The following is a 20,342-nucleotide window of genomic DNA, read 5'->3' on the forward strand; positions in this document are numbered from 1 at the left end:
CCATCACGGTAGGGACGCTGGTTTCCTAGGGGGGGCGACTTTCCTAGGGAACGGCTCCGGATGGCGCAGTCTGGCCGTCCAGCCGTGGCTCACCGGGCTTCTCCGGAATGCGGAGCCGAGGAAGTGTGAGGTTGACCAGCGGACCCACGAAGAGGGCAAACGCGACGGTTCCCACGCCGACCGTTCCGCCCAGAGCCCAGCCGATCGCGAGGACTGACACCTCTATTCCGGTCCGCACTGCCCAGATGGGCCAGCCCCAGCGCTTGTGCATACCGGTCATCAATCCGTCACGGGGGCCGGGCCCCATACGCGCCCCGATATAGAGACCAGTTGCCACCGCGAGCAGGACCAGGCCGCCGGTGAAGAGGAGAATCTGCACCCACAGGACCGTCTGCTGCGGGATGACGGCGAGGCCCACTTCAGCGCTCGGTCCTACTAACAGGACGTTCAGTACTGTTCCCACGCCAGGCTTTTGGCGGATGGGAATCCAGAGCAGCAGTACGGCGAGACCAATGAGGTTGGTGGTCAGTCCGAAAGGTATGCCGCTCTGAACAGACACACCCTGCCCCAGCACATCCCACGGGGACACTCCGATCCCTGCCCGGATCATCATGCCGATCGAGAACCCGTATAGAAAGAGGCCGACCAGAAGCTGCACGATGCGACGCACAAGGAGTAGGGACATGATTCCAGTATCGGCTACGTTCCCGGCTCTCATGAGCCGCTCAGCCGGAGGGAAGTGTGGCCCGACCCGGGATTGCTAGTCGATGCCGTAGTGCTCGCGGATGTCGCTGAGCGAACGCATCACAGGGCCGAGGTCACTCGGAGTGAGGTAGGTTGAACGGTCCTGCGAATAGACCAGATAGCTCAGGGTCGTTTCCTCATGTGGATCGGCACTCCCGATGAAGGCCCGCATGCTTCCATCGAGTATTCGGTGCAGCTCCGTGGGGTCGTTTGTCGCGGTGCTTACATCAACGAAGGTCAAGTCCCCTGCGCCTGCCCGTTCCCACTGAACCGTGACGCTCTCAACGCCATCGACTGCGGAGATTGCCTGCTCATAGGTCGCGGCCGGAGAGGAAGCGCCGCAGGCGGAGAGGAGCAGGACGGACAGCACGGCAGGAACAAGCCAGTTGTGTCTCAAGGATGCTGCCTTCCTACTGGAATCACGAAAGACTCTACCGTTGAGGTATCCCCGGTGAGGAACCGTTGAGTGGAGGGCGACTGAGCGTACTGCGAAGCACGCCCGGCAGGATCTTCTTCGGCCTCGCCGATGGAGCTCGCGTAGTTGTTGTAGTCGTGGTTGGCGGTCACATCGCTCCAGCCGCTACCGGGTGGGTTCGGCAGGGTGAGCTGAACACCGGACTGCTCCGCCACCGCACCATTGACGCTCGTACCTCCGAGATCGAGGCGCGGGACAACGTCGTTCTGGTGCTGGAAGGATATGACGTCGACGTTCGAGGGCATAGCCGCCGCATCAACCGGTGAGCCGAATGTCATCACGTTGGTGACGTTGTACCGCTCCATGAACGCAGGGTCGGAGGCCAGCGAAGCCGCGATCATCCCGCCCTGCGAATGTCCTGACAGCATCACCGGCGCACCTGGTTCGATACCCGCCCGTTCCATGGCCAGCGCAACGGTCGCAGCCGCAGTCGACAACCGGCCCGAAGCGCTCACCAGATTGCCTGTGAAGTCAGCCGGGATCGCAGAAGTAACGGGATTCCACGACTGGGTTCCCGGAATGCTCAGGATATAGGCGGGACCCTCGGCATTCTCTACCCGGGTGATTCGGACAGCACCGTCGGAGGTGGATGAATTGCCCGCGTCGCCGTAGGCCTGAGCCGTGAGGAACGCCAGGGCAGCGAGATCTGTTGGCAACACGCTCTCCAGATGTTCTGAGGGCCCACGGTTCTGGCCGTCACGTGAGACGCTGACAGGAATGGGTTCGCCCGCCCACGGTGTTCCGTCGTCGAGCAGCAGGGGAGCCCACTGGCCGAACGTTCCGGCAGTGACCGCGAGATCGACCAGGCCACCACCCGCCAACGCAACCGACGCTGACAGTTCCATGATCGATGGTGGACTTCCGGCCAGCATCTCGTCGAGCAGGCCGGTTGCGTGGGTGCCGTCATCGACAAGGCCGCGGAACGATTCCGCGATATTGCCGTACCCCAGTTCCGACCGGTTCCCGAACCATTCGGCTCCGTCTTCGGTGGTGTCGATAACCCAGTCCGCGCCGCCGGCAACCCAACCCAGTCCGTCGGTGAGCCAACTGCCGTCGTCGTTCTCACTCGCCACTGGGGTGCTGAAGTTTGCCGGCGGTATCGCGGTGAAAGGCGAAGCTGGGTCAGTTGCGCTCGTACCGTCCTGAGCATCCGCATGATCCGCAGCCGCGAGAGCGGACTGCCTCAACTGCTCAGCAATACTCAACAGCGTGGGGCGGTGCCTGTCGGCCCAGTCTGCGCGGAAGGAGTCCGCGTCTGCGCCCTGCCACCCGATAACGGAGATCTTTCCGGAGACCTGCAGTCCGACCAACTCAAAACCCGCTGCTGCTTTCTCGAGGGATCGGGCAAGCTGACGAACCTGGCCCGGGTCCATCCCGAGTAGCCGACTCATGCGCTTGCCGTTGCTCCCGCGACGAACTCATAGGCACCGGCGAGGGCGAAAGTGATCTCGCGGGCCACGTACCCGGGCCGCTGCGGAGTCAGCAACAAAGCGCCGTCTGTGGTGCGCACCGAGTAGAGGGTGCCCTCGCTGACTGACCATCGGCCCGCCCACACCTGCCGGCTTTGCCCGGCCCGCGTGGTCATGGCAGCGCTCAGGATCGCCTCTTCCGGAACGACGGCGGCCGCTTCCGGCGGCGTGAGCGGCATGTGGACCACGGTGTCTCCGGAACCGGTGCGGGCATGTACCGCATCGGCTCGAAGTTCGGTGAGCGGCGGAAGGACACGACTGATTGCACCCCAGATGTACTCCGCGTCGAAAAGAGCTACCTCCAGCGACGGTTCGTGGTCCCCTGCCCGGATGCTGCCGGCGTCGTCGGTTTCTATGGTGCTGCGGCGGTGAACGCACACACCGCGGTCCGCTGTGAGCGTGAGGTCGCTGTTGGCGCCCACGCCGTTGTAGGCAGCGGACAGCCGGAGAAGGATGACAGGCGAGAGGAATTCCTGCAGGGCCGCATGCCACCGAGGTGTCAGTGCCGTGCCCGATGCCACTCCCAGGGTGTTCAGCTCCGCCCAGCCGTCTTCCGGCACCGGTGCGCCCGGATGATCGGGATGGCTGGATTGTGCGGTCGAAACCGAGCTCAGTGCGAGCGACCAGGCGGCCGGTGAGACACGGACGACGTGAGACGGTGGTGGCACAGCTGAAGGATTCCCCATCCTGTCAATTTAACGCAGCCATGCGAACCCTGCCATGGGGAGGTGTACCCATGTGGACAACGGTTGTGCCCCTGGCCGGAATCGAACCGACGACCTTCCCTTTAGGAGAGGGACGCTCTATCCTACTGAGCTACAGAGGCGGGTGCTCCGCAGCACCAGGCGGTGCGCGGGCGGTACCAGCTTACATTCTTCTCAACTTCGCGACCGCATCCGCCGGGGCAGCAGCACCGCAATCAAACCGGCCGCGCAGCTCAGTGCGAAAAGCACCCACCGGGTGATGGTGAGTGTGGATGCAAGGGCGACCGAACCGGCGTCGGGCCCGGAAAGAACGGAGTCGATTGCGACGTTCTCCCAGAGGTCCACCACCACAAAGAGAAGCACCGGACTCCACAGCAGCCAGCGAAGCCAGCGCCGGGAAACGTTGAGCTGAACCAACAGGAGCCAGGCCAGTCCGAAGAGCAGCGGAAAGAGCGTGCCGGCTGTCTTGTGAACGTAACTCAGCTGACCGAGCGCCGAGGCGTCCATGGCAGCACGCAGCTGGTCGATGTACGGGGCGTCGTATCCGCCGATGAGCAGGTCCGGCATGCTCAACCCCCCGGAGAGCTGGGTCATCTGGGACAGCGTGAGGAGGTGGAAGTACCAGAAGAGGAAGAGCGCCGCAGCGACTGCCGGAATGAGAATGAGGTTGCCGTTGTGGCGGGGTGGGGGAGCCTGCTCGCCCGGCGTTGCCGGCATCCCGGCTGCAGCCGGCCCATGCTTGCGTGCGATCTGTGCCCTCGTTTTACCCATGGCCCAATGCTAGACCGTTACCATGCAGCAACAGTTCCTGAAAAGCCACCCTCTATTTGATCTCATTTTGATAAAGATAACCGCCGACAGCTGCCTGTGATTGCAATCACAGCGCCTGTTGGGGTTTGTTTAACGGATGGCTATAAACCAAGCATTACCCATGTCTAACGTTGCGGATCAGGTGGGATGGCTCGCAGCCATCGAGGACGCCATTGATGCCGTCTTCGAACCTGTGGCAACGTGGTTCGCCGCGATTGTCTTCGTCCCGATCACCATCGGCGAAGTCAGCTTTCCGGTGGTGGTCGCGTGGCTCATCGCTGCGGCCGTCATCTTCACCGTCTACTTCGGCTTCATCCAGTTCCGCGGGTTGAAGGTTTCCTACGAGGTGATCCGCGGACGCTACTCGTCCAAGGATGACCCGGGCGAGGTCCCACACTTCCAGGCCCTGACCTCGGCGTTGTCCGGGACGGTCGGGCTTGGAAACATTGCCGGTGTCGGCGCAGCAATGGCGCTGGGCGGACCCGGTGCAACCTTCTGGATGATCCTCGCCGGCCTCCTCGGCATGTGCACCAAGTTCGCGGAGTGCACCCTGGGTGTGAAGTACCGCGAGGTCCATGCGGACGGCACCGTCTCCGGCGGCCCGTTCAAATACCTGCCGGTCGCCTTCAAGAAGTTCGGCAAGTGGCCAGCCAAGATCCTCACCGGTATCTTCGCTGTTGCGATCCTGATCTTCGGTGTTGCAGGCGGCAACATGTTCCAGGCCAACCAGACGTTCGCACAGGCGCAGGAAGTCACCGGCGGTGCTGACGGCTTCCTCGGCAGCCCGGGTGCAGCCCTGATCTTCGGCATCATTCTTGCCGCACTCGTCGGTGCGGTTATCCTCGGCGGCATCAAGTCCATCGGTGCCACCACCAGCAGGCTTGTACCGGCAATGGGCATCGTCTACGTCCTGGCCTGCCTGTTCGTCATCATCGTGAACATCGGTCAGGTTCCCGCCGCATTCGGTTCCATCATCGAGGGCGCTTTTGCACCGGCAGGAATGGCAGGCGGCATCGTCGGCGTTATGATCGTCGGCTTCCAGCGTGCAGCCTTCTCCAACGAGGCTGGTCTGGGTTCCGCCGCTATCGCTCACTCCGCGGTCAAGACCCGCCGCCCTGTCAGCGAAGGTTTCGTGGCGATGTTCGAGCCGCTCGTCGACACAGTGATCATCTGCACCATGACCGCACTGACCATCGTCATCGCCGGAGCGCCCAGCCTGCAGGCAGGAATCGACCAGGTCCAGGCAGGCGGAGACACACCCGACGGCGTCATCCTCACATCGGACGCTTTCGCCACCGTCATTGACTGGTTCCCGATTGTCCTGGCCGTTGCCGTGGCGCTGTTCGCGTTCTCCACCCTGATCACTTGGTCCTACTACGGTCTGAAGGCCTGGGAATACCTCTTCGGCCGTGGCAAGACCTCGGAAGTCCTGTACAAGGTCATCTTCCTGTTCTTCACGGTGACCGGTACGGTTCTCACCTTTGGCCAGGTCCTCAGCTTCGCGGACTCCGCACTGTTCGTCTGTGCCTTCGTGAACCTTCTTGGCGTGTACATGCTCCTGCCGGTGATCAAGCGCGAGATGAAGGAATACCTCGCGGACCGCAAGAGCGGCAAGCTGCTGGATCTCGGCGTTGAGCCCGAGGACCGCGAAGCCGCCGCGAAGTAACCCACCTATCCGTCCACACTGTGCCCGCCGGGTCATGCACCCGGCGGGCACAGCCATGCCGGGCCCGGGTGAACGTGCCATCTCCCGCTGGGATACTCCGCCGGAAAGGGCTGGAAAAGGCCGGTACGACGACGGCGGACAGGTTCTGTCCGTGCCAGCGCCTAGACTTAAAGGCACCATGGACTTGCTTTTTGACCCGCACCTCAGCACACCTGCCGCAGGAAGGCGCGGCGCGCCGTCGTCGTCCTCCCCTGATCTGGCGGAGCATCCGCGGCGCGGCGGACACGTCGATGAAGCGCGCGCCCGCGAACTGCTTGAGGGGATGAATCCCCAGCAGGAGGAGGCGGTCAAGCACAGTGGCTCACCTCTGCTGATTGTGGCCGGAGCGGGCTCCGGAAAGACCCGCGTACTCAGCCACCGGATCGCTTTCCTGATGGCCACCGGCAGGTCCCATGCCGGCCAGATCCTCGCCATCACGTTCACCAACAAGGCTGCTGCGGAGATGCGAGAGCGCATCGAGGGCCTGGTGGGCGAGGTTGCCAAGCGCATGTGGATCTCAACCTTTCACTCCTCATGCGTGCGCATCCTGCGCCGCGAGGCGGCCTCCATCGGCTTGAACTCAAACTTCTCCATCTATGATTCGGCGGACACCCTCCGCCTCATCACGCTGGTGGCCAAGGGACTGGACCTCGATCCCAAGCGTTTCGCACCGAAGGCGATTCAGCACAAGATCTCTGCTTTGAAGAACGAGCTGATCGACGAGGAAGAGTACGCCTCCACCGCCAATTACTCCGATCCGTTTGAGCAGGCGGTCGCGGAGGTCTACAAGGGCTACGCACAGCGGCTTCGCCAGGCGAACGCGATGGACTTCGATGACCTGATCGCGCAGACGGTGTACATGTTCCGGGCCTTCCCCGGGGTGGCTGATTACTACCGCAGGCGGTTCCGGCACGTGCTCGTGGATGAGTACCAGGACACCAACCACGCACAGTACGCGCTGGTCCGCGAGATCGTGGGAGTTGCGGGAGAGAACGTCGAGGAACCTGCAGAGCTGACGGTGGTGGGTGATTCCGACCAGTCCATTTACGCGTTCCGCGGCGCCGACGTGCGGAACATCGTGGAGTTCGAGAAGGACTACCCGACCGCGCGCACCATTCTGCTGGAGCAGAACTACCGCTCCACCCAGAACATCCTCACTGCGGCCAACGCAGTCATCTCCCGAAACCCGAACCGGCCGGCAAAACGGCTGTGGACCGCCGAGGGCAACGGCGAGAAGATCATCGGCTACGTCGGTGAGAATGAACACGAGGAAGCACGCTTCATCGCGGATGAAATTGACCGGCTGCAGGACGAGGAAAACCTGCGCCCCGGGGACGTCGCCGTCTTCTACCGGACCAACGCGCAGTCCCGCTCCATCGAGGAGATCCTGATGCGGGTCGGCCTGCCCTACAAGGTGGTCGGCGGCACCCGCTTCTATGAGCGCAAGGAAATCAAGGACGCGCTGGCCTACCTGCGCGTGCTTGCCAACCAGGATGACGTCGTCAACCTCCGCCGCATCCTCAACGAACCGAAGCGGGGCATCGGAGACCGGGCGGAGTATGCCATCGCTGCGCTCGCCGAACGCGACCGCGTGAGCTTCATGGAAGCCCTCCGGCGGGCGGATGAGGCGCCGGGCATGGCAACGCGCTCCGTGAATGCCGTTGCGTCGTTCGTGAAGCTTATTGATGACCTCGCAGAGGTGGCCTCGGGATCGGGTGCTTCGGCGGCCCTTGAAGCGGTCCTCGAACAAACGGGGTACCTCGCGCAGCTGCGAACCAGCACGGATCCACAGGACGAGTCGCGGGTGGAGAACCTCGCCGAGCTCGTTGCGGTGGTGCGTGAATACGAGATCGGCAATCCGGAGGGAACGCTGGGCGACTTCCTCGAACAGGTGTCGCTGGTGGCTGACGCGGACCAGATCCCCGATGCACCGGCCGGGTCCGGCGAGGACGTGGAGAAGGCGGTGGAGGAAGCCCGGCGGCAGGGCGTCGTGACGCTCATGACACTGCACACCGCTAAAGGACTCGAATTTCCTGTGGTCTTCCTGACCGGAATGGAACAGGGAATCTTTCCGCACCAGCGTTCCGCGACAGACCCCAAGGAACTTGCGGAAGAGCGTCGGCTCGCTTACGTAGGTCTCACCCGGGCGAGGAAGCGGCTGTACATCACGCGCTCGGAGGTCCGGAGCCTGTGGGGGCAGAGCCAGTACAACCCGGCAAGCCAGTTCGTCGGCGAGGTTCCGGATGAACTGATCCACTGGAAGCGGGAGGGAACGGCAAAGCCGGCCTGGACCGGCGGCCAGAGCATCAACGGCCCGCGGTTCAGCGGCTCCTACTGGGGTGCGGGAGCGGCCTCGGGCAACGAGTCCGGGCGCGGGCTGCCCGGGAAGGCGGCCGGCAGGGTGCAACCCCAGAAGGAGGTTGTCGCCGTCTCTGCGGGAGACAAGGTCAATCACACCACCTTTGGCAACGGCACCGTCCTTGCGGTTGAGGGCGGCGGAGACAAGATGGTGGCCAAGGTGCGGTTCGATATCGGGGAGAAGCGGCTGCTGCTCCGGTACGCCCCGCTGACTAAGGTCGGGTAGCGCAAGCGGTGCAGCCTGACGGAGGGGAAGTGCAGCGGCGCGCCCGGAAGCGTGCCGCCGTCGTCGGCTTGGTGCTCCTCTGCGGTGCGGTTCTGACGGCGTGCGTGGAAGTGCCGGTCAGCGGCCCGGCGCCGGATACCGTACCGGAGATGTCCCCGCAGCAGGAGCTTGCGGCCATGCCGGAGCTGCCGGCGCCCGAAGTCCAGACCTTCGGTGGGGACGTTGCTGCGTTCCTCACCGAGAACCGGAATATTTACTGCGCCATCACCACGGAGCAGGGCGGCATCATCAACTCGCCGGTGGATCCCCGCCTTTCCGGGGGCCAGCGGGATGACGCGGTGCTGGAGGTGCCCGCCGTGTACTGCGAACTGGCGCGGTATCCGGAACCCGCCGAGGTGACCGACGACTGCCATGGCACCAACCTCGGATTCAAGGGCGGGAAGGTTCTGCTACGCGGCGACGGCGTCGTCTACGGTGGATGCCGCGTGGGCATGACCCTCACGGAAGGCGAGCTGGGCCACGGCGCAGCGGGCGGGGAGGGCGCACTCACCCGGCTGCCCATCCTGGATGACGGGATGGCCGTCGACCTGTCCGGGTTCCGCTGCGGCAGCGGTGATAACGGGCTCATCTGCGTTCAATCCGACACCGGTCAGGGCTTCGTTGTGTCAGCAGATGCCTTCGAAATCATCGCACCGTAAGAGCGAGCTGAACGGTAACCGACCGGGTTACTTTTCTACAACTCATAGAACTGTGTGCTTACTCACGAAACCGCTAGTCTGTGAAAGGCGTTCCGAGCCAAGGGACTAGAGTTCCCTGTGTAAACCTACTTCGACGTAGAAGGACACTAGATAAGTGGACCTGTTTGAATATCAGGCGCGCGATCTATTTGAGGCTCACGGCGTTCCCGTGCTGGCCGGCATCGTGGCGCAGACCCCGGAAGAAGCAAAAGCAGCAGCCGAGAAGATTGGCGGCATTGTTGTCGTCAAGGCGCAGGTCAAGGTTGGCGGCCGCGGCAAGGCCGGCGGCGTCAAGGTTGCCAAGACGCCGGATGAGGCTTACGAGCACGCATCCGCCATCCTTGGCATGGATATCAAGGGCCACACAGTCCACAAGGTGATGATCGCGCAGGGCGCGGACATCGCTGAGGAGTATTACTTCTCGGTGCTGCTGGACCGGGCAAACCGCAACTACCTTGCCATGTGCTCCGTTGAGGGCGGCGTGGAAATCGAGCAGCTCGCCGTTGAGCGGCCCGAAGCGCTGGCGCGGATCGCCATTGATCCCGGCACCGGCATTGACCGCGCGAAGGCCGATGAGATCATCGGCGCAGCCGGGTTTGCACCCGAGCTCCGCGAAGGCGTGGCCAACACCATCCTCAAGCTGTGGGACGTCTTCACCAAGGAAGACGCCACCCTGGTTGAGGTGAACCCGCTGGTCAAGACCGGAACTGGTGAGATTCTCGCCCTTGACGGCAAGGTCACCCTGGATGAGAACGCTGACTTCCGCCAGAAGGGCCACGCCGAGCTCGAGGACAAGGACTCCACTGATCCGCTGGAGGCCAAGGCCAAGGAAAGCGACCTCAACTACGTCAAGCTCGACGGCGAAGTGGGCATCATCGGTAACGGTGCCGGTCTCGTCATGTCCACGCTCGACGTCGTCGCCTACGCCGGCGAAGCGCATGGCAATGTAAAGCCCGCCAACTTCCTGGACATCGGCGGTGGAGCCTCTGCCGAGGTCATGGCTGCCGGTCTCGACGTCATCCTCAATGACAGTCAGGTCAAGAGCGTCTTCGTGAACGTCTTCGGCGGAATCACCGCCTGCGACGCCGTAGCAAACGGCATCGTCAAGGCGCTGGAGATCCTCGGTGACAAGGAGAACAAGCCCCTCGTGGTGCGCCTCGACGGCAATAACGTCGAAGAAGGCCGCCGCATCCTTGCCGAGGCCAACCATCCGATGGTCACGCTCGCCGACACCATGGACGAAGGCGCAGACAAGGCCGCCGAGCTGGCTTACGCCGCTCGCTGACCGGTTGCAACTCCAGGACTAAGGAACTTCACATGTCTATCTTTCTGAACAAAGACTCCAAGGTGATCGTCCAGGGCATCACCGGCGGCGAAGGCACCAAGCACACCGCTTTGATGCTGAAGGCCGGCACGCAGGTTGTGGGCGGTGTCAACGCGCGCAAGGCCGGAACCACCGTCTCTCACGGTGAGACCACCCTGCCCGTTTTCGGCACCGTGAAGGAAGCCATCGCCGAGACCGGCGCTGACGTCTCCATCATCTTCGTACCGCCGGCATTCACCAAGGACGCAGTCGTTGAAGCGATCGACGCCGGTATCGGCCTGGTCGTCATCATCACCGAGGGTGTTCCCGTGCAGGACTCCGCGGAGTTCTGGGCGCTGGCGCAGTCCCGCGTGGATGAGAACGGCAAGCAGATCACCCGGATCATCGGCCCGAACTGCCCCGGCATCATCACGCCCGGTGAAGCGCTGGTCGGCATCACCCCGGCGAACATCACCGGCAAGGGCGGTGTTGGCCTGGTTTCCAAGTCCGGCACTCTGACCTACCAGATGATGTTCGAGCTGCGGGATCTCGGTTTCTCCACCGCGATCGGCATCGGCGGCGACCCGGTCATCGGGACCACGCACATCGATGCCCTTGAGGCGTTCGAGGCGGATCCCGAGACCAAGGCGATCGTCATGATCGGTGAAATCGGCGGCGACGCCGAAGAGCGCGCGGCCGAGTTCATCAAGGCCAACGTGACCAAGCCGGTTGTGGGTTACGTTGCAGGCTTCACTGCGCCAGAGGGTAAGACCATGGGCCACGCAGGTGCAATCGTGTCCGGTTCAGCCGGTACTGCCCAGGCGAAGAAGGAGGCCCTCGAGGCCGCCGGCGTCAAGGTGGGGAAGACCCCGTCCGAGACCGCCCGCCTGCTGCGTGAGGTCTACGCGGCGCTCTAAAGCGCAGACACCAGCACGACGGCGGCCGTTGCCTTCCTTCCGGAAGGTGACGGCCGCCGTCGTTGTTTAACTCCCGCTCCAGTACTGAGATGGACGCCTTCCAGCGGGAAGGGAGTTGCAGGACTGCAACGTTGCAGTTGTGCAGAATTGGCTTCCGTGCCACACTAGTTCGGTGAGTCAACTAATTTCGCTTCGTGAACGCAAGCGCACCGAGACCTGGGCCGCACTGCACGACGCCGCGGCGCGCCTCACGCTCGAACGCGGGCCGGAGGCGGTCACCGTCGAGCAGATCGCCGCCAGCGCCAGGGTCTCGCCACGGACGTTTTTCAACTACTTCAGCACCAAGGAAGACGCGATCCTGGGGCTGCAGGAACCGAGTATCGACAAGCACCTGCTGGCGGATTTCTCGCCCGAGCAGAACCTGCTGGAGCAGGTGTCTCGGCTGCTGATGGCCGTGGTGCACTCCACCGAGGGAGGCGAACGGGACGTCAGCCTTCGAATCGACGTGCTCACTGCGTACCCGTTCCTTCGCCAGCGCCGGTACGCCTACTTTGTACGCGTGGAGCAGCTGGTGCGCGACGTCGTGGCGGCCGCGCTGACCGATTCCGGCCGCTGGCAGGCCGCCCTGAGCCGCAATTCCGCCGAGGACGTGGCGCGCATGATCGTCCTCGTGGCGGGTGCTCCCATGCGGTATGCCTTCCAGCAGGCAGCAGACTCACCCACGATTGACAACCAGTTTTCCGCACTGGACGGCGCCACCGCGCTGCTTCGGGAAGTTCTTGAGGACATTCGATGACCAATACCGTTCCACGCAAGGAATCAGGCCTGCTCCTGCTCTTTGTCGGCCTGATGCTCTCCATGCTGCTGGCCGCCCTGAACCAGATGATCCTCAGCACGGCGTTGCCCACGATTGTCGGTGAGCTCAACGGTGTTGACCAGATGCTCTGGGTCATTACCGCCTACATTCTCGCGGCGACCATAGTGATGCCCATTTACGGCAAGCTCGGTGACCTCATCGGCCGCAAGAGTCTGCTGCTCTTTGCCATCGCGATCTTCATGGCGGGATCCATTGTCGGCGGGCTTGCGCCGAATATGGAGTGGCTCATCGCCGGACGCGCAGTGCAGGGCCTGGGCGGCGGTGGCCTGATGATTCTTTCGCAAGCCATCATTGCCGACGTCGTTCCTGCTCGGGAGCGCGGCAAGTATATGGGTGCCATGGGCGGAGTGTTCGCCTTCGCATCGGTGGCCGGTCCGCTGCTGGGCGGCTGGTTCACGGAAGGTCCAGGCTGGCGGTGGATGTTCTGGATCAACATGCCGCTGGGTGTCCTCGCGATCGCTGTGGTGCTGTTCTTCCTACATCTGCCTGCGCGCGAGCGCGTGCATCCCTCCGTGGATATCGCGGGCATGGTGCTGCTCGCTATTGCAACGACGTCGCTGGTGCTGGTCGGTACCTGGGGCGGCACCGAGTACCCGTGGTTGTCGGCGCCGATCCTCGGCCTGTTTGCCCTCGCTGTGATTGCGGGACTGATGTTCGTCGCGGTCGAGCGGCGGGCGAAGGAACCCATCCTGCCGATGAGCCTGTTCCGGGAGCGGAATTTTGTCCTCACCACCTCGGGCGGACTGCTGATCGGCGTCACGATGTTCGGCGCCATCGGATACCTACCCACCTATCTGCAGATGGTGACCGGCGCCAGTGCCACCAACGCCGGGCTGCTCATGATTCCGATGATGGGTGCGCTGATCCTGACCTCTACAGGCTCCGGAATTCTTGTCAGCAAGACCGGCCGCTACAAATGGATGCCGATTGTGGGATCGGTCGGCGTTGCCGTGGCACTGCTGCTGCTCTCAACCATCACCCCGACGACGCCGGTCTGGATGATCTGCGTCTACATCGCCATCATGGGCGCCGGGCTGGGCCTGAGTATGCAGATCCTGGTCCTGATCGTCCAGAACACGTTCCCGAACCGCGTGGTCGGCACCGCGACGGCCTCAAACAACTACTTCCGCCAGATCGGTGCAACCCTGGGGTCGGCGGTGGTGGGTAGCCTGTTCACCGCACGGGTGGGGGAGTTGCTGCTTGAACGGCTCCCAGCGGGTGGGGCTGCGCTGGAAGGAGGGGCGAACTCGCTCACTCCCGAGCTGGTCAGCTCCCTGCCCGCGGCGCTGCAGTCCCCGATCATCCAGTCCTACAACGACGCACTCACCCCGCTGTTCCTCTACATGGCGCCGCTCGGTGTGATCGCCGCAATCCTGCTCGCGTTTGTCCACGAGAAGGCGCTGTCCACCGTCATCGAGCGGGACACCAAGGTGGAGCGCGATGCCGGTCTCCTTCCTGAGCCGGCGGAGCAGCTTTCGCGGTGACCGCTGCGGCCTGGCGTTCCCGCGACGCGGCGTCGGGCAGAATGAACCCATGGCTACCCCTTACCTGATCCGCCGCGAGCGGTTCATCCCCGCCCCCGCCTCCGCTATCTTCGACGTGCTCGCCACACCGGCGCTGCACAGCGTGATCGACGGTTCAGGCACCGTCACGGGTGAGCAGCCCAATGGCCCGGAACGGCTCTCCGCGGGTGCCCGCTTCGGCATGGACATGAAGATCGGTGCGCCCTACAAAATCCTCAACACGGTCGTCGAGTTCGAAGAGGGCAGGCGGATTGCCTGGCGGCACTTCGCCCGCCATATCTGGCGCTACACCCTGCAGGAGCACGACGGCGGCACGCTGGTCGCAGAGGAATGGGACGCCCGCGCTGTTCCCGGCAAACCCGTCCTGAAATTGCTTGGCTTCACGCGAGCGCACCCCGAATCGATCGAGCGCACACTGGAAAACCTCGAGAAGTACGTCACTGCAGAGCCTCGCCCATAAGGCTTGAAGGAGAAGTAGTCAATACCGCAGCGGAGAAACGATGAGAAGATTTTTCAGATAACAATTCAATAAATACATTGCGTTAGTCAGCATGCTTATGTTCTTCTGTAGAAGAACTGCCCCAGCTCTTCTACAAGAGGTGAAAGCATGCGCACAGCCGTCCGCTCCCAGAGTGTCAACGCCCGCTATGTTCAGGCGCAGCCGCGACGCCGCGGCAGGCTGCAGGCCGCCATGCAGGAGGAGATCGCGCTGGATCACCTCCATCTTGCTGAAGCCATTGCACGCGGGTTTTCCCCGTTCGCCAATGACGCCGCTGACGTCCGTCAGGTCGCTTACCTCGGCCTGATGAAGGCGGCAAGGCGATTCGATCCGGAGCTGGGCATCGACTTCGCCGCTTATGCGGTGCCGACCATCCGGGGCGAGGTCAAGCGGTATCTGCGCGATTGCTGCTGGATGATCCGCCCGCCCCGCGAACTCCAGGACCTGAAGTCGACGGCCGTCAAGGCGGATTCGGAGCTTGCCCAGCGCCTGGGCCGGGAGCCCTCCCTCTCCGAACTGTCCGAGCATCTCGGGAAGGACCCGGCGACGGTTGCCGAAGCGCTGAGCTGCGGCGGCAGCCAGCGGCCGGAATCCCTTGACGCATCCACGGAGGGGTTGGGCTGGGCCGAGATCCTGCCTGCCGATGACGACCCGTTTGCGCATGCCGATGACGTTCTTGCCCTGCGGGCCGCAGTGCACGAACTGTCTGCGCGCGAGAAGGAGCTGCTCTACCGGCGGTATTTCCACGAGGAGACCCAGGACCGGATAGCCCGGCGGCTGGGGATGACCCAGATGCAGGTCTCACGGCTTCTCGCCCGGACGCTCGTGAAGCTGCAGAAGCGGCTCCTCGACGAACCATCCGTCCGGGGCACAGACCCTGCGCCGGTCCTGCAAATGACGGGACCGGACAGGGCGGCACGCATTGCCTGAGCCGACCTAGTTCCGGATGCCCAGCTCCGCTGCGGCACGCAGAACGTCGTCCGGACCGACGGCCAGGATCGCAGGATCGGGGTAGGCGGCGAACGTGTCGCCGCGGCGCACGGACTCATCCGTGAGCACACGGTGCGGGCCGGGCGGCGGGCCCCATTCCGCCACCGGTGCGGGACCGAACAGCACCACCGAGGGCCGCGCGTACGCAGAGGCGAGGTGCGCCGCTCCCGTGTCCGCCGATATGACCAGCGCAGCCGAAGAGATCAATGCGGCGAACTCGAGCAACCCCAGCCGGCCGGCCACTACCTGCTCGTCAGGGAGCCCGGCCGCCTGCGCCACGGCTTCCGCCCGGGGACGCTCACCCGTGCTGCCGGTCAGGAGCACCAGATGCCCTGCATCCGACAGGGAACGGGCGACGTCGGCAAACCGCTTGACCGGCCAGAGCCGGCTCCCATAGGCCGCGCCGACGTGGATGACGACGGCGCCCGGTGCCGGACTTTCGACCGGTGGCCGCAGGAGGAGGTAGTCCAGCGGATCCGCCTCGATGCCGTGCGCACTCACCAGGTGCGCCCAGCGGTATCTCTCGTGAACACCGTCCTCCCATTCGGGACCGGGCCAGCCGGGTGCTTGATGCCCGATTCGGCGTGCTGCCTCCAGAGCCTCGAGCCTCCCGCGGCTTTCCGCACCGTTCCCGTGGAGGTTCACCGCGACGTCCACCCTTCCCGGACGCAACGCCAGCGGCTCGTCGAGCCCGTGGGTGGGCAGCAGCGCGTCCACGGCGCCGGTCAGCCCGACGATTGGTTCAAGCCAAGACTGCGCCGCGTACAGGATGCGGTGATCCGGTAAGGCGCGGCGCAGCCCGCGCAGCGCAGGTACCGCCACCAGCAGGTCTCCGAGTTTCAGTGCACGAAGCACCAGCACCTCCGGGCGTCCATCCGGCTCCAGTGCTTGCACAGCGGTGTCAGGCAGCATGAAAGTCATCCTGCCAGAAAGCGCGGTTGGCCAGGCGTGGGAGGGGCATCGGAGAATCCGGGCAGAACTTCTCCGGTGAGAAGTGTTTAGGTTCACTCTCCGGAGGGAACAGTGCCTGTATGAGAAGCGAGCCCAAAGCCGTTCTCCTCGACAGGGACGGCACCATCGTGGTTGATGTGCCGTACAACGGTGATCCCGAGCGGGTTGTCGCGATGCCCGGAGCGCAGGAAGCGCTGGACGGCCTTCGCGCTGCCGGAGTACCACTGGGCGTGCTCACCAACCAGTCCGGCATTGCCCGCGGCCTGCTGACGGCGGCCGAGGTGGACGCGGTCAACCAACGTGTCGAAACCGTCCTGGGTCCGTTCGACGTCTGGGAACTGTGCCCTCACGGACCAGGCGACGGCTGCACCTGCCGCAAGCCGGCTCCCGGCATGATCCTGCGCGCCTGCGAAAGGCTGGGACTGCACCCCTCAGAGGTCGCCTTCATCGGAGACATCGGCTCCGATGTCGAGGCCGCAGCCGCCGCCGGAGCCACCGGGGTGCTGGTTCCCACACCGGTCACCCGGCAGGACGAAATTGACGCCGCACCGCTGGTTGCGGGCACCCTCGCCGAAGCGATCACTCTCCTGCGGGGCACCGCATGAGCCGGCGCATTCTTGTGGCCCGGCTGGACAGCGTGGGCGACGTTCTCCTGGCTGGGCCGGCGGTCCGGGCGGTCGCGGCAAGCCAGCCTGCCGGCGTCGTCATGTTGTGTGGTCCGCAGGGCGCAGCGGGCGCAAGGCTGCTCCCGGGAGTTTCCGACGTTCTTGTCTGGGACTGCCCCTGGATCGCTGCGCCGGCGCCGGAGGTCAGGCAGGAACACCTGGACCTCCTGCAGGAAGCGGTGACCGCGGCGGGCATCACGGAGGCCGTCCTCCTGACCTCGTTCCACCAGTCGCCGCTGCCGCTGGCGCTGCTGCTGCGCCTGGCCGGTGTGCAGCGGATCACCGGCGCGTCCGTCGACTACGCGGGCAGCCTTCTGGACGTCCGGCTCAAGCCCGGTGAGGATTTTCCCGAGGACCAGCCGGAGGCTGAGCGGGCGCTGCAGATTGCCGCTGCCGCCGGCCATCACCTGCCCGACGACGACGACGGCGGGCTTCATGTGCGCGATGTCCCCGATGTGACCCACCTGGTGGGAGACGAACCGTATATTGTGCTGCACCCGGGTGCAGCTGTTCCCGCCCGCGCCTGGCCTCCGCTGCACCACGCAGCGCTCGCCGAGCTGCTGACCGGCGCCGGTTACCGCGTGGTGGTTACCGGTGGAAACAGCGAGCGCGAACTGACGGCCACGGTTGCCGGCTCCGATGGAATCGACCTTGGAGGGCAAACGGATCTTCAGACCATGGCGGGCGTGCTTGCAGGAGCCGGTGCCGTCGTCGTCGGAAATACCGGCCCGGCCCACCTGGCTGCGGCCGTGGGCACTCCCGTGGTGAGCCTGTTCTCCCCGGTTGTTCCGGCCATCCGGTGGGCTCCGTACCGGGTGCCGGTTGAACTGCTCGGGGAGCAGAACGCACCCTGCAGACTGACCCGGGCCCGCGACTGTCCCGTCCCCGGCCACCCCTGCCTCGCCAACGTCAGTCCCGAGGAAGCCTTCGCTGCGCTGATGCGGCTGCTCGCCGGCGTGCCGTCGCTGGCCAGCAGAAGGGAAACGAGGAACGCATGAGAATACTGCTCTGGCACGTTCACGGCGGTTGGACCGACGCCTTTGTGCGCGGCTCCCACGAGTACCTGCTGCCCACCACGCCGGAGGGTGGTGGGTGGGGACTCGGGCGCGCCGGCCGGGACTGGCCCGGGTCGGCGCGGGAAGTGGCGCCGGAGGACCTGCGGGAGGCTGAGCCCGACATGGTGATCCTGCAGCGGCTCGAGGAGCTCGAAGCAGTCGAGCGGCTGCTCGGACGCCGGCCCGGCATCGACATTCCTGCGGTCTTCCTCGAACACAACACTCCCAAGGGTGACATCCCGACGACGCTGCATCCGCTGGCGGGGCAGAGCGAGATCCCGATTGTCCACGTCACCCATTTCAACCGGCTCTTCTGGGATAGCGGGATGGCCCCCGCGCTGGTGGTGGAACACGGCATCGTGGACCCGGGACCGCTCTATACCGGAGAACTGGGCCGAGCCGCCGTCGTCGTGAACGAGCCAGTGCGGCGCGGTCGGGTCACCGGTACAGACCTCCTTCCGCAGTTCAGCCGCGCAGCGCCCCTCGACGTCTTCGGCATGGGGACCGCCGAACTGCCGGGCGTACTCGGTCTCGGAGCCGATGAGCTCACTGTCTGCGGGGACCTGCCGACGGCGTCGCTGCACGCAGAGCTCGCACGCCGCCGGCTGTACCTCCACCCGTTGCGGTGGACCTCGCTCGGCCTGGCGTTGCTTGAGGCCATGCACCTCGGGATGCCCGTCATTGCGCTCGCCACCACGGAGGCTGCCCGCGCAGTTCCTCCGGAGGCAGGCGCAATCTCCACCGACATCGATGAGCTGTGTGCGGCGGTCCGGCTGCTCCTGGAAGACCCATCCGAGGCCCGGGCCCGCGGACGGGTTGCCCGCGAGGTGGCGCTCGAACGCTACGGACTGCCGGCGTTCCTCCGCGCATGGGACGAGATTCTGGGCGAGACAACGGAACGCACGCGCATTCCGGCAGCTTCTGAAAGGAGACCGAAATGAGGATTTCCATGGTGTCGGAGCACGCGAGCCCGCTCGCAGCACTCGGCGGAGTGGACGCCGGCGGGCAGAACGTGCACGTTGCCGCGCTGTCCCTGGCGCTGGCACGGCGCGGTCATACCATCACCGTGTACACCCGGAGGGACAGTGAGGAGCTGCCCGGAAGGGTCAACGCCGGTCCGGGGCTCGAGGTGGTTCATGTCGACGCCGGGCCGCCCACCGCCATCTCCAAGGATGCGCTGCTGCCCTACATGGGAGCGCTTGCCGACGGCATTGCAGCGGACTGGGGAACACGTCCACCGGACCTCGTACATGGGCACTTCTGGATGTCCGGTCTTGCGGCTCTGGATGCGGCGCGGCGCGAGGGCATAGGCTATGCCGTCCCCGTAGTGCAGACCTTCCACGCACTCGGAACGGTCAAACGGCGGCACCAGGGCACGGAAGACACCAGCCCGATGGAACGGGCATGGCTGGAACCCTCGGTGGGCCGCCGGGCCGACAGGGTCATCGCCACCTGCTCGGATGAGGTTTTCGAACTGAAAGCGATGGGCGTCGACGGCACCCGGGTGTCGGTGGCGCCGTGCGGGGTGGACCTGACGCTGTTCGGTGCTGACGGCCCCGCCGCACCGCGCCGGCGAACGCATCGCATCATGAGCGTCGGGCGGCTGGTTCCGCGCAAGGGCGTCGACCTGGCGATCCGCGCCCTGAGGCGGCTTGCGGACAGCGGGTTCGACGACGTCGAACTGGTCATTGTCGGCGGTGGAGGCGACGCCAAGCGCCTGGAAGAAGACCCGGAAGCCCAGCGGCTGCTTGCCCTGGCAGTCCAACTTGGCGTTGCGGACCAGGTGGTACTGGAGGGCCAGGTGCCCCGCGAACGTATGCCGGAGCTGCTGCGCAGCGCCGAGGCAGTGATCTGCGCACCCTGGTATGAGCCGTTCGGCATTGTCCCGCTCGAAGCGATGGCCTGCGGCGTTCCGGTGATCGCGGCCGCCGTCGGAGGGCTGATCGACACCGTGGTGGACGGCCAGACCGGGCTGCACGTGCCGCCGCGGGACGTGAACGCGCTCACCGAGGCCATCCGCCAGGTGATCGAGAATCCGGAGGCAGCCCGGGAGCTTGGGCGGGCAGGGCTCGCGCGGGTTCATGCCCGCTACTCCTGGGACCGTATCGCCGCCGACACCGAGAAGGCCTACCAGCTCACCCTCAACCAGGCGAGCGGGCGCTCTCGGTCCGGTCGCCGCGGAGCGCAGCAGGGCACCGCGGCAGCGCTTCCTCATCCTTCACGTCTACAGAGCACAGGAAGGAGCGCACAGTGAGCGCTGAATACCTGGCCACCGTCCGTCCCGGACGCAGGCAGCCGCTGATCGCCGTTCCGCCGCGCGCCGTTCCGGCGCCG

At 64.9% G+C, this 20,342-nt stretch carries 19 protein-coding genes and 1 tRNA gene; 13 read left to right on the forward strand and 7 right to left on the reverse strand.

Translation table 11 applies throughout. From position 1 onward, the window contains the following. Nucleotides 1-43: 43 nt before the first annotated feature. From yczE to JOD47_RS11225, 6 genes are all read right to left on the reverse strand, one after another. Nucleotides 44-685, reverse strand: coding sequence for a membrane protein YczE (gene yczE / locus JOD47_RS11200; protein WP_204534324.1), 642 nt, complete (start codon nt 683-685; stop codon nt 44-46). A 75-nt stretch (nt 686-760) separates the two neighbouring features. Beyond that, nucleotides 761-1,141: a hypothetical protein gene (locus JOD47_RS11205; RefSeq protein ID WP_204534326.1), complete on the reverse strand. Its 381-nt coding sequence runs from the start codon at nt 1,139-1,141 to the stop codon at nt 761-763. After that, nucleotides 1,138-2,610 (reverse strand): PGAP1-like alpha/beta domain-containing protein, encoded by a 1,473-nt coding sequence (locus JOD47_RS11210; protein ID WP_204534328.1) that lies wholly within the window; start codon nt 2,608-2,610, stop codon nt 1,138-1,140. The genes JOD47_RS11205 and JOD47_RS11210 overlap by 4 nt, the downstream gene beginning before the upstream one ends. Next, nucleotides 2,607-3,356 (reverse strand): hypothetical protein, encoded by a 750-nt coding sequence (locus JOD47_RS11215; RefSeq protein WP_204534330.1) that lies wholly within the window; start codon nt 3,354-3,356, stop codon nt 2,607-2,609. The genes JOD47_RS11210 and JOD47_RS11215 overlap by 4 nt, the downstream gene beginning before the upstream one ends. A gap of 84 nt (nt 3,357-3,440) precedes the next feature. Further along, nucleotides 3,441-3,514 (reverse strand) — tRNA-Arg (locus JOD47_RS11220). A gap of 52 nt (nt 3,515-3,566) precedes the next feature. After that, nucleotides 3,567-4,163 (reverse strand): hypothetical protein, encoded by a 597-nt coding sequence (locus JOD47_RS11225; RefSeq protein WP_204534332.1) that lies wholly within the window; start codon nt 4,161-4,163, stop codon nt 3,567-3,569. 160 nt (nt 4,164-4,323) lie between these two features. On the opposite strand from JOD47_RS11225, the gene JOD47_RS11230 reads away from it, so the two are divergent. The 9 genes from JOD47_RS11230 to JOD47_RS11270 all read left to right on the forward strand — a co-directional run bounded on the left by JOD47_RS11230 (nt 4,324) and on the right by JOD47_RS11270 (nt 15,277). Beyond that, complete coding sequence (locus JOD47_RS11230; protein ID WP_239548079.1) at nt 4,324-5,868, forward strand: alanine/glycine:cation symporter family protein; 1,545 nt, start codon at nt 4,324-4,326, stop codon at nt 5,866-5,868. A gap of 178 nt (nt 5,869-6,046) precedes the next feature. Continuing rightward, nucleotides 6,047-8,491, forward strand: a complete 2,445-nt coding sequence (gene pcrA / locus JOD47_RS11235; protein WP_204534336.1) for a DNA helicase PcrA — start codon at nt 6,047-6,049, stop codon at nt 8,489-8,491. A 29-nt stretch (nt 8,492-8,520) separates the two neighbouring features. Then, the gene (locus JOD47_RS11240) at nt 8,521-9,189 is read left to right on the forward strand and encodes a hypothetical protein (RefSeq protein WP_204534338.1); all 669 of its coding nucleotides are present in this window, start codon (nt 8,521-8,523) and stop codon (nt 9,187-9,189) included. 154 nt (nt 9,190-9,343) lie between these two features. After that, complete coding sequence (sucC, locus tag JOD47_RS11245; RefSeq protein ID WP_204534340.1) at nt 9,344-10,513, forward strand: ADP-forming succinate--CoA ligase subunit beta; 1,170 nt, start codon at nt 9,344-9,346, stop codon at nt 10,511-10,513. 32 nt (nt 10,514-10,545) lie between these two features. After that, on the forward strand, nt 10,546-11,448 hold the full coding sequence (gene sucD / locus JOD47_RS11250) for a succinate--CoA ligase subunit alpha (RefSeq protein ID WP_204534342.1): 903 nt from the start codon (nt 10,546-10,548) through the stop codon (nt 11,446-11,448). 172 nt (nt 11,449-11,620) lie between these two features. After that, complete coding sequence (locus JOD47_RS11255) at nt 11,621-12,244, forward strand: TetR/AcrR family transcriptional regulator (RefSeq protein WP_204534344.1); 624 nt, start codon at nt 11,621-11,623, stop codon at nt 12,242-12,244. Continuing rightward, nucleotides 12,241-13,809: an MDR family MFS transporter gene (locus JOD47_RS11260; protein WP_204534346.1), complete on the forward strand. Its 1,569-nt coding sequence runs from the start codon at nt 12,241-12,243 to the stop codon at nt 13,807-13,809. Before JOD47_RS11255 ends, JOD47_RS11260 begins: the two co-directional genes overlap by 4 nt. 49 nt (nt 13,810-13,858) lie before the next feature. Beyond that, nucleotides 13,859-14,308 carry an SRPBCC family protein gene (locus JOD47_RS11265; protein ID WP_204534348.1) on the forward strand — a complete coding sequence of 150 codons (450 nt, stop codon included), beginning with the start codon at nt 13,859-13,861 and terminating at the stop codon, nt 14,306-14,308. Between the two features lie 147 nt (nt 14,309-14,455). Then, on the forward strand, nt 14,456-15,277 hold the full coding sequence (locus tag JOD47_RS11270) for a sigma-70 family RNA polymerase sigma factor (protein WP_204534349.1): 822 nt from the start codon (nt 14,456-14,458) through the stop codon (nt 15,275-15,277). Between the two features lie 6 nt (nt 15,278-15,283). Here JOD47_RS11270 and JOD47_RS11275 read toward each other — a convergent pair whose 3' ends face one another. Beyond that, complete coding sequence (locus JOD47_RS11275; protein WP_204534351.1) at nt 15,284-16,249, reverse strand: glycosyltransferase family 9 protein; 966 nt, start codon at nt 16,247-16,249, stop codon at nt 15,284-15,286. 119 nt (nt 16,250-16,368) lie between these two features. Between JOD47_RS11275 and JOD47_RS11280 the strand changes: the two genes are divergently transcribed. From JOD47_RS11280 to JOD47_RS11295, 4 genes are read left to right on the forward strand one after another with little or no spacing between them, the layout of a single operon-like run. Then, complete coding sequence (locus tag JOD47_RS11280; protein WP_204534353.1) at nt 16,369-16,893, forward strand: D-glycero-alpha-D-manno-heptose-1,7-bisphosphate 7-phosphatase; 525 nt, start codon at nt 16,369-16,371, stop codon at nt 16,891-16,893. Then, entirely contained in the window at nt 16,890-17,951 is a 1,062-nt protein-coding gene (locus JOD47_RS11285) for a glycosyltransferase family 9 protein (RefSeq protein WP_204534355.1), read from the forward strand. Before JOD47_RS11280 ends, JOD47_RS11285 begins: the two co-directional genes overlap by 4 nt. Then, nucleotides 17,948-18,949, forward strand: coding sequence for a glycosyltransferase (locus JOD47_RS11290; protein ID WP_204534357.1), 1,002 nt, complete (start codon nt 17,948-17,950; stop codon nt 18,947-18,949). The genes JOD47_RS11285 and JOD47_RS11290 overlap by 4 nt, the downstream gene beginning before the upstream one ends. Then, entirely contained in the window at nt 18,946-20,262 is a 1,317-nt protein-coding gene (locus JOD47_RS11295; RefSeq protein WP_204534359.1) for a glycosyltransferase, read from the forward strand. Before JOD47_RS11290 ends, JOD47_RS11295 begins: the two co-directional genes overlap by 4 nt. Nucleotides 20,263-20,342: the final 80 nt, after the last annotated feature.

The sequence above is a fragment of the Arthrobacter tumbae genome (genome assembly GCF_016907495.1).
Classification (GTDB): Bacteria; Actinomycetota; Actinomycetes; order Actinomycetales; family Micrococcaceae; genus Arthrobacter_D; species Arthrobacter_D tumbae.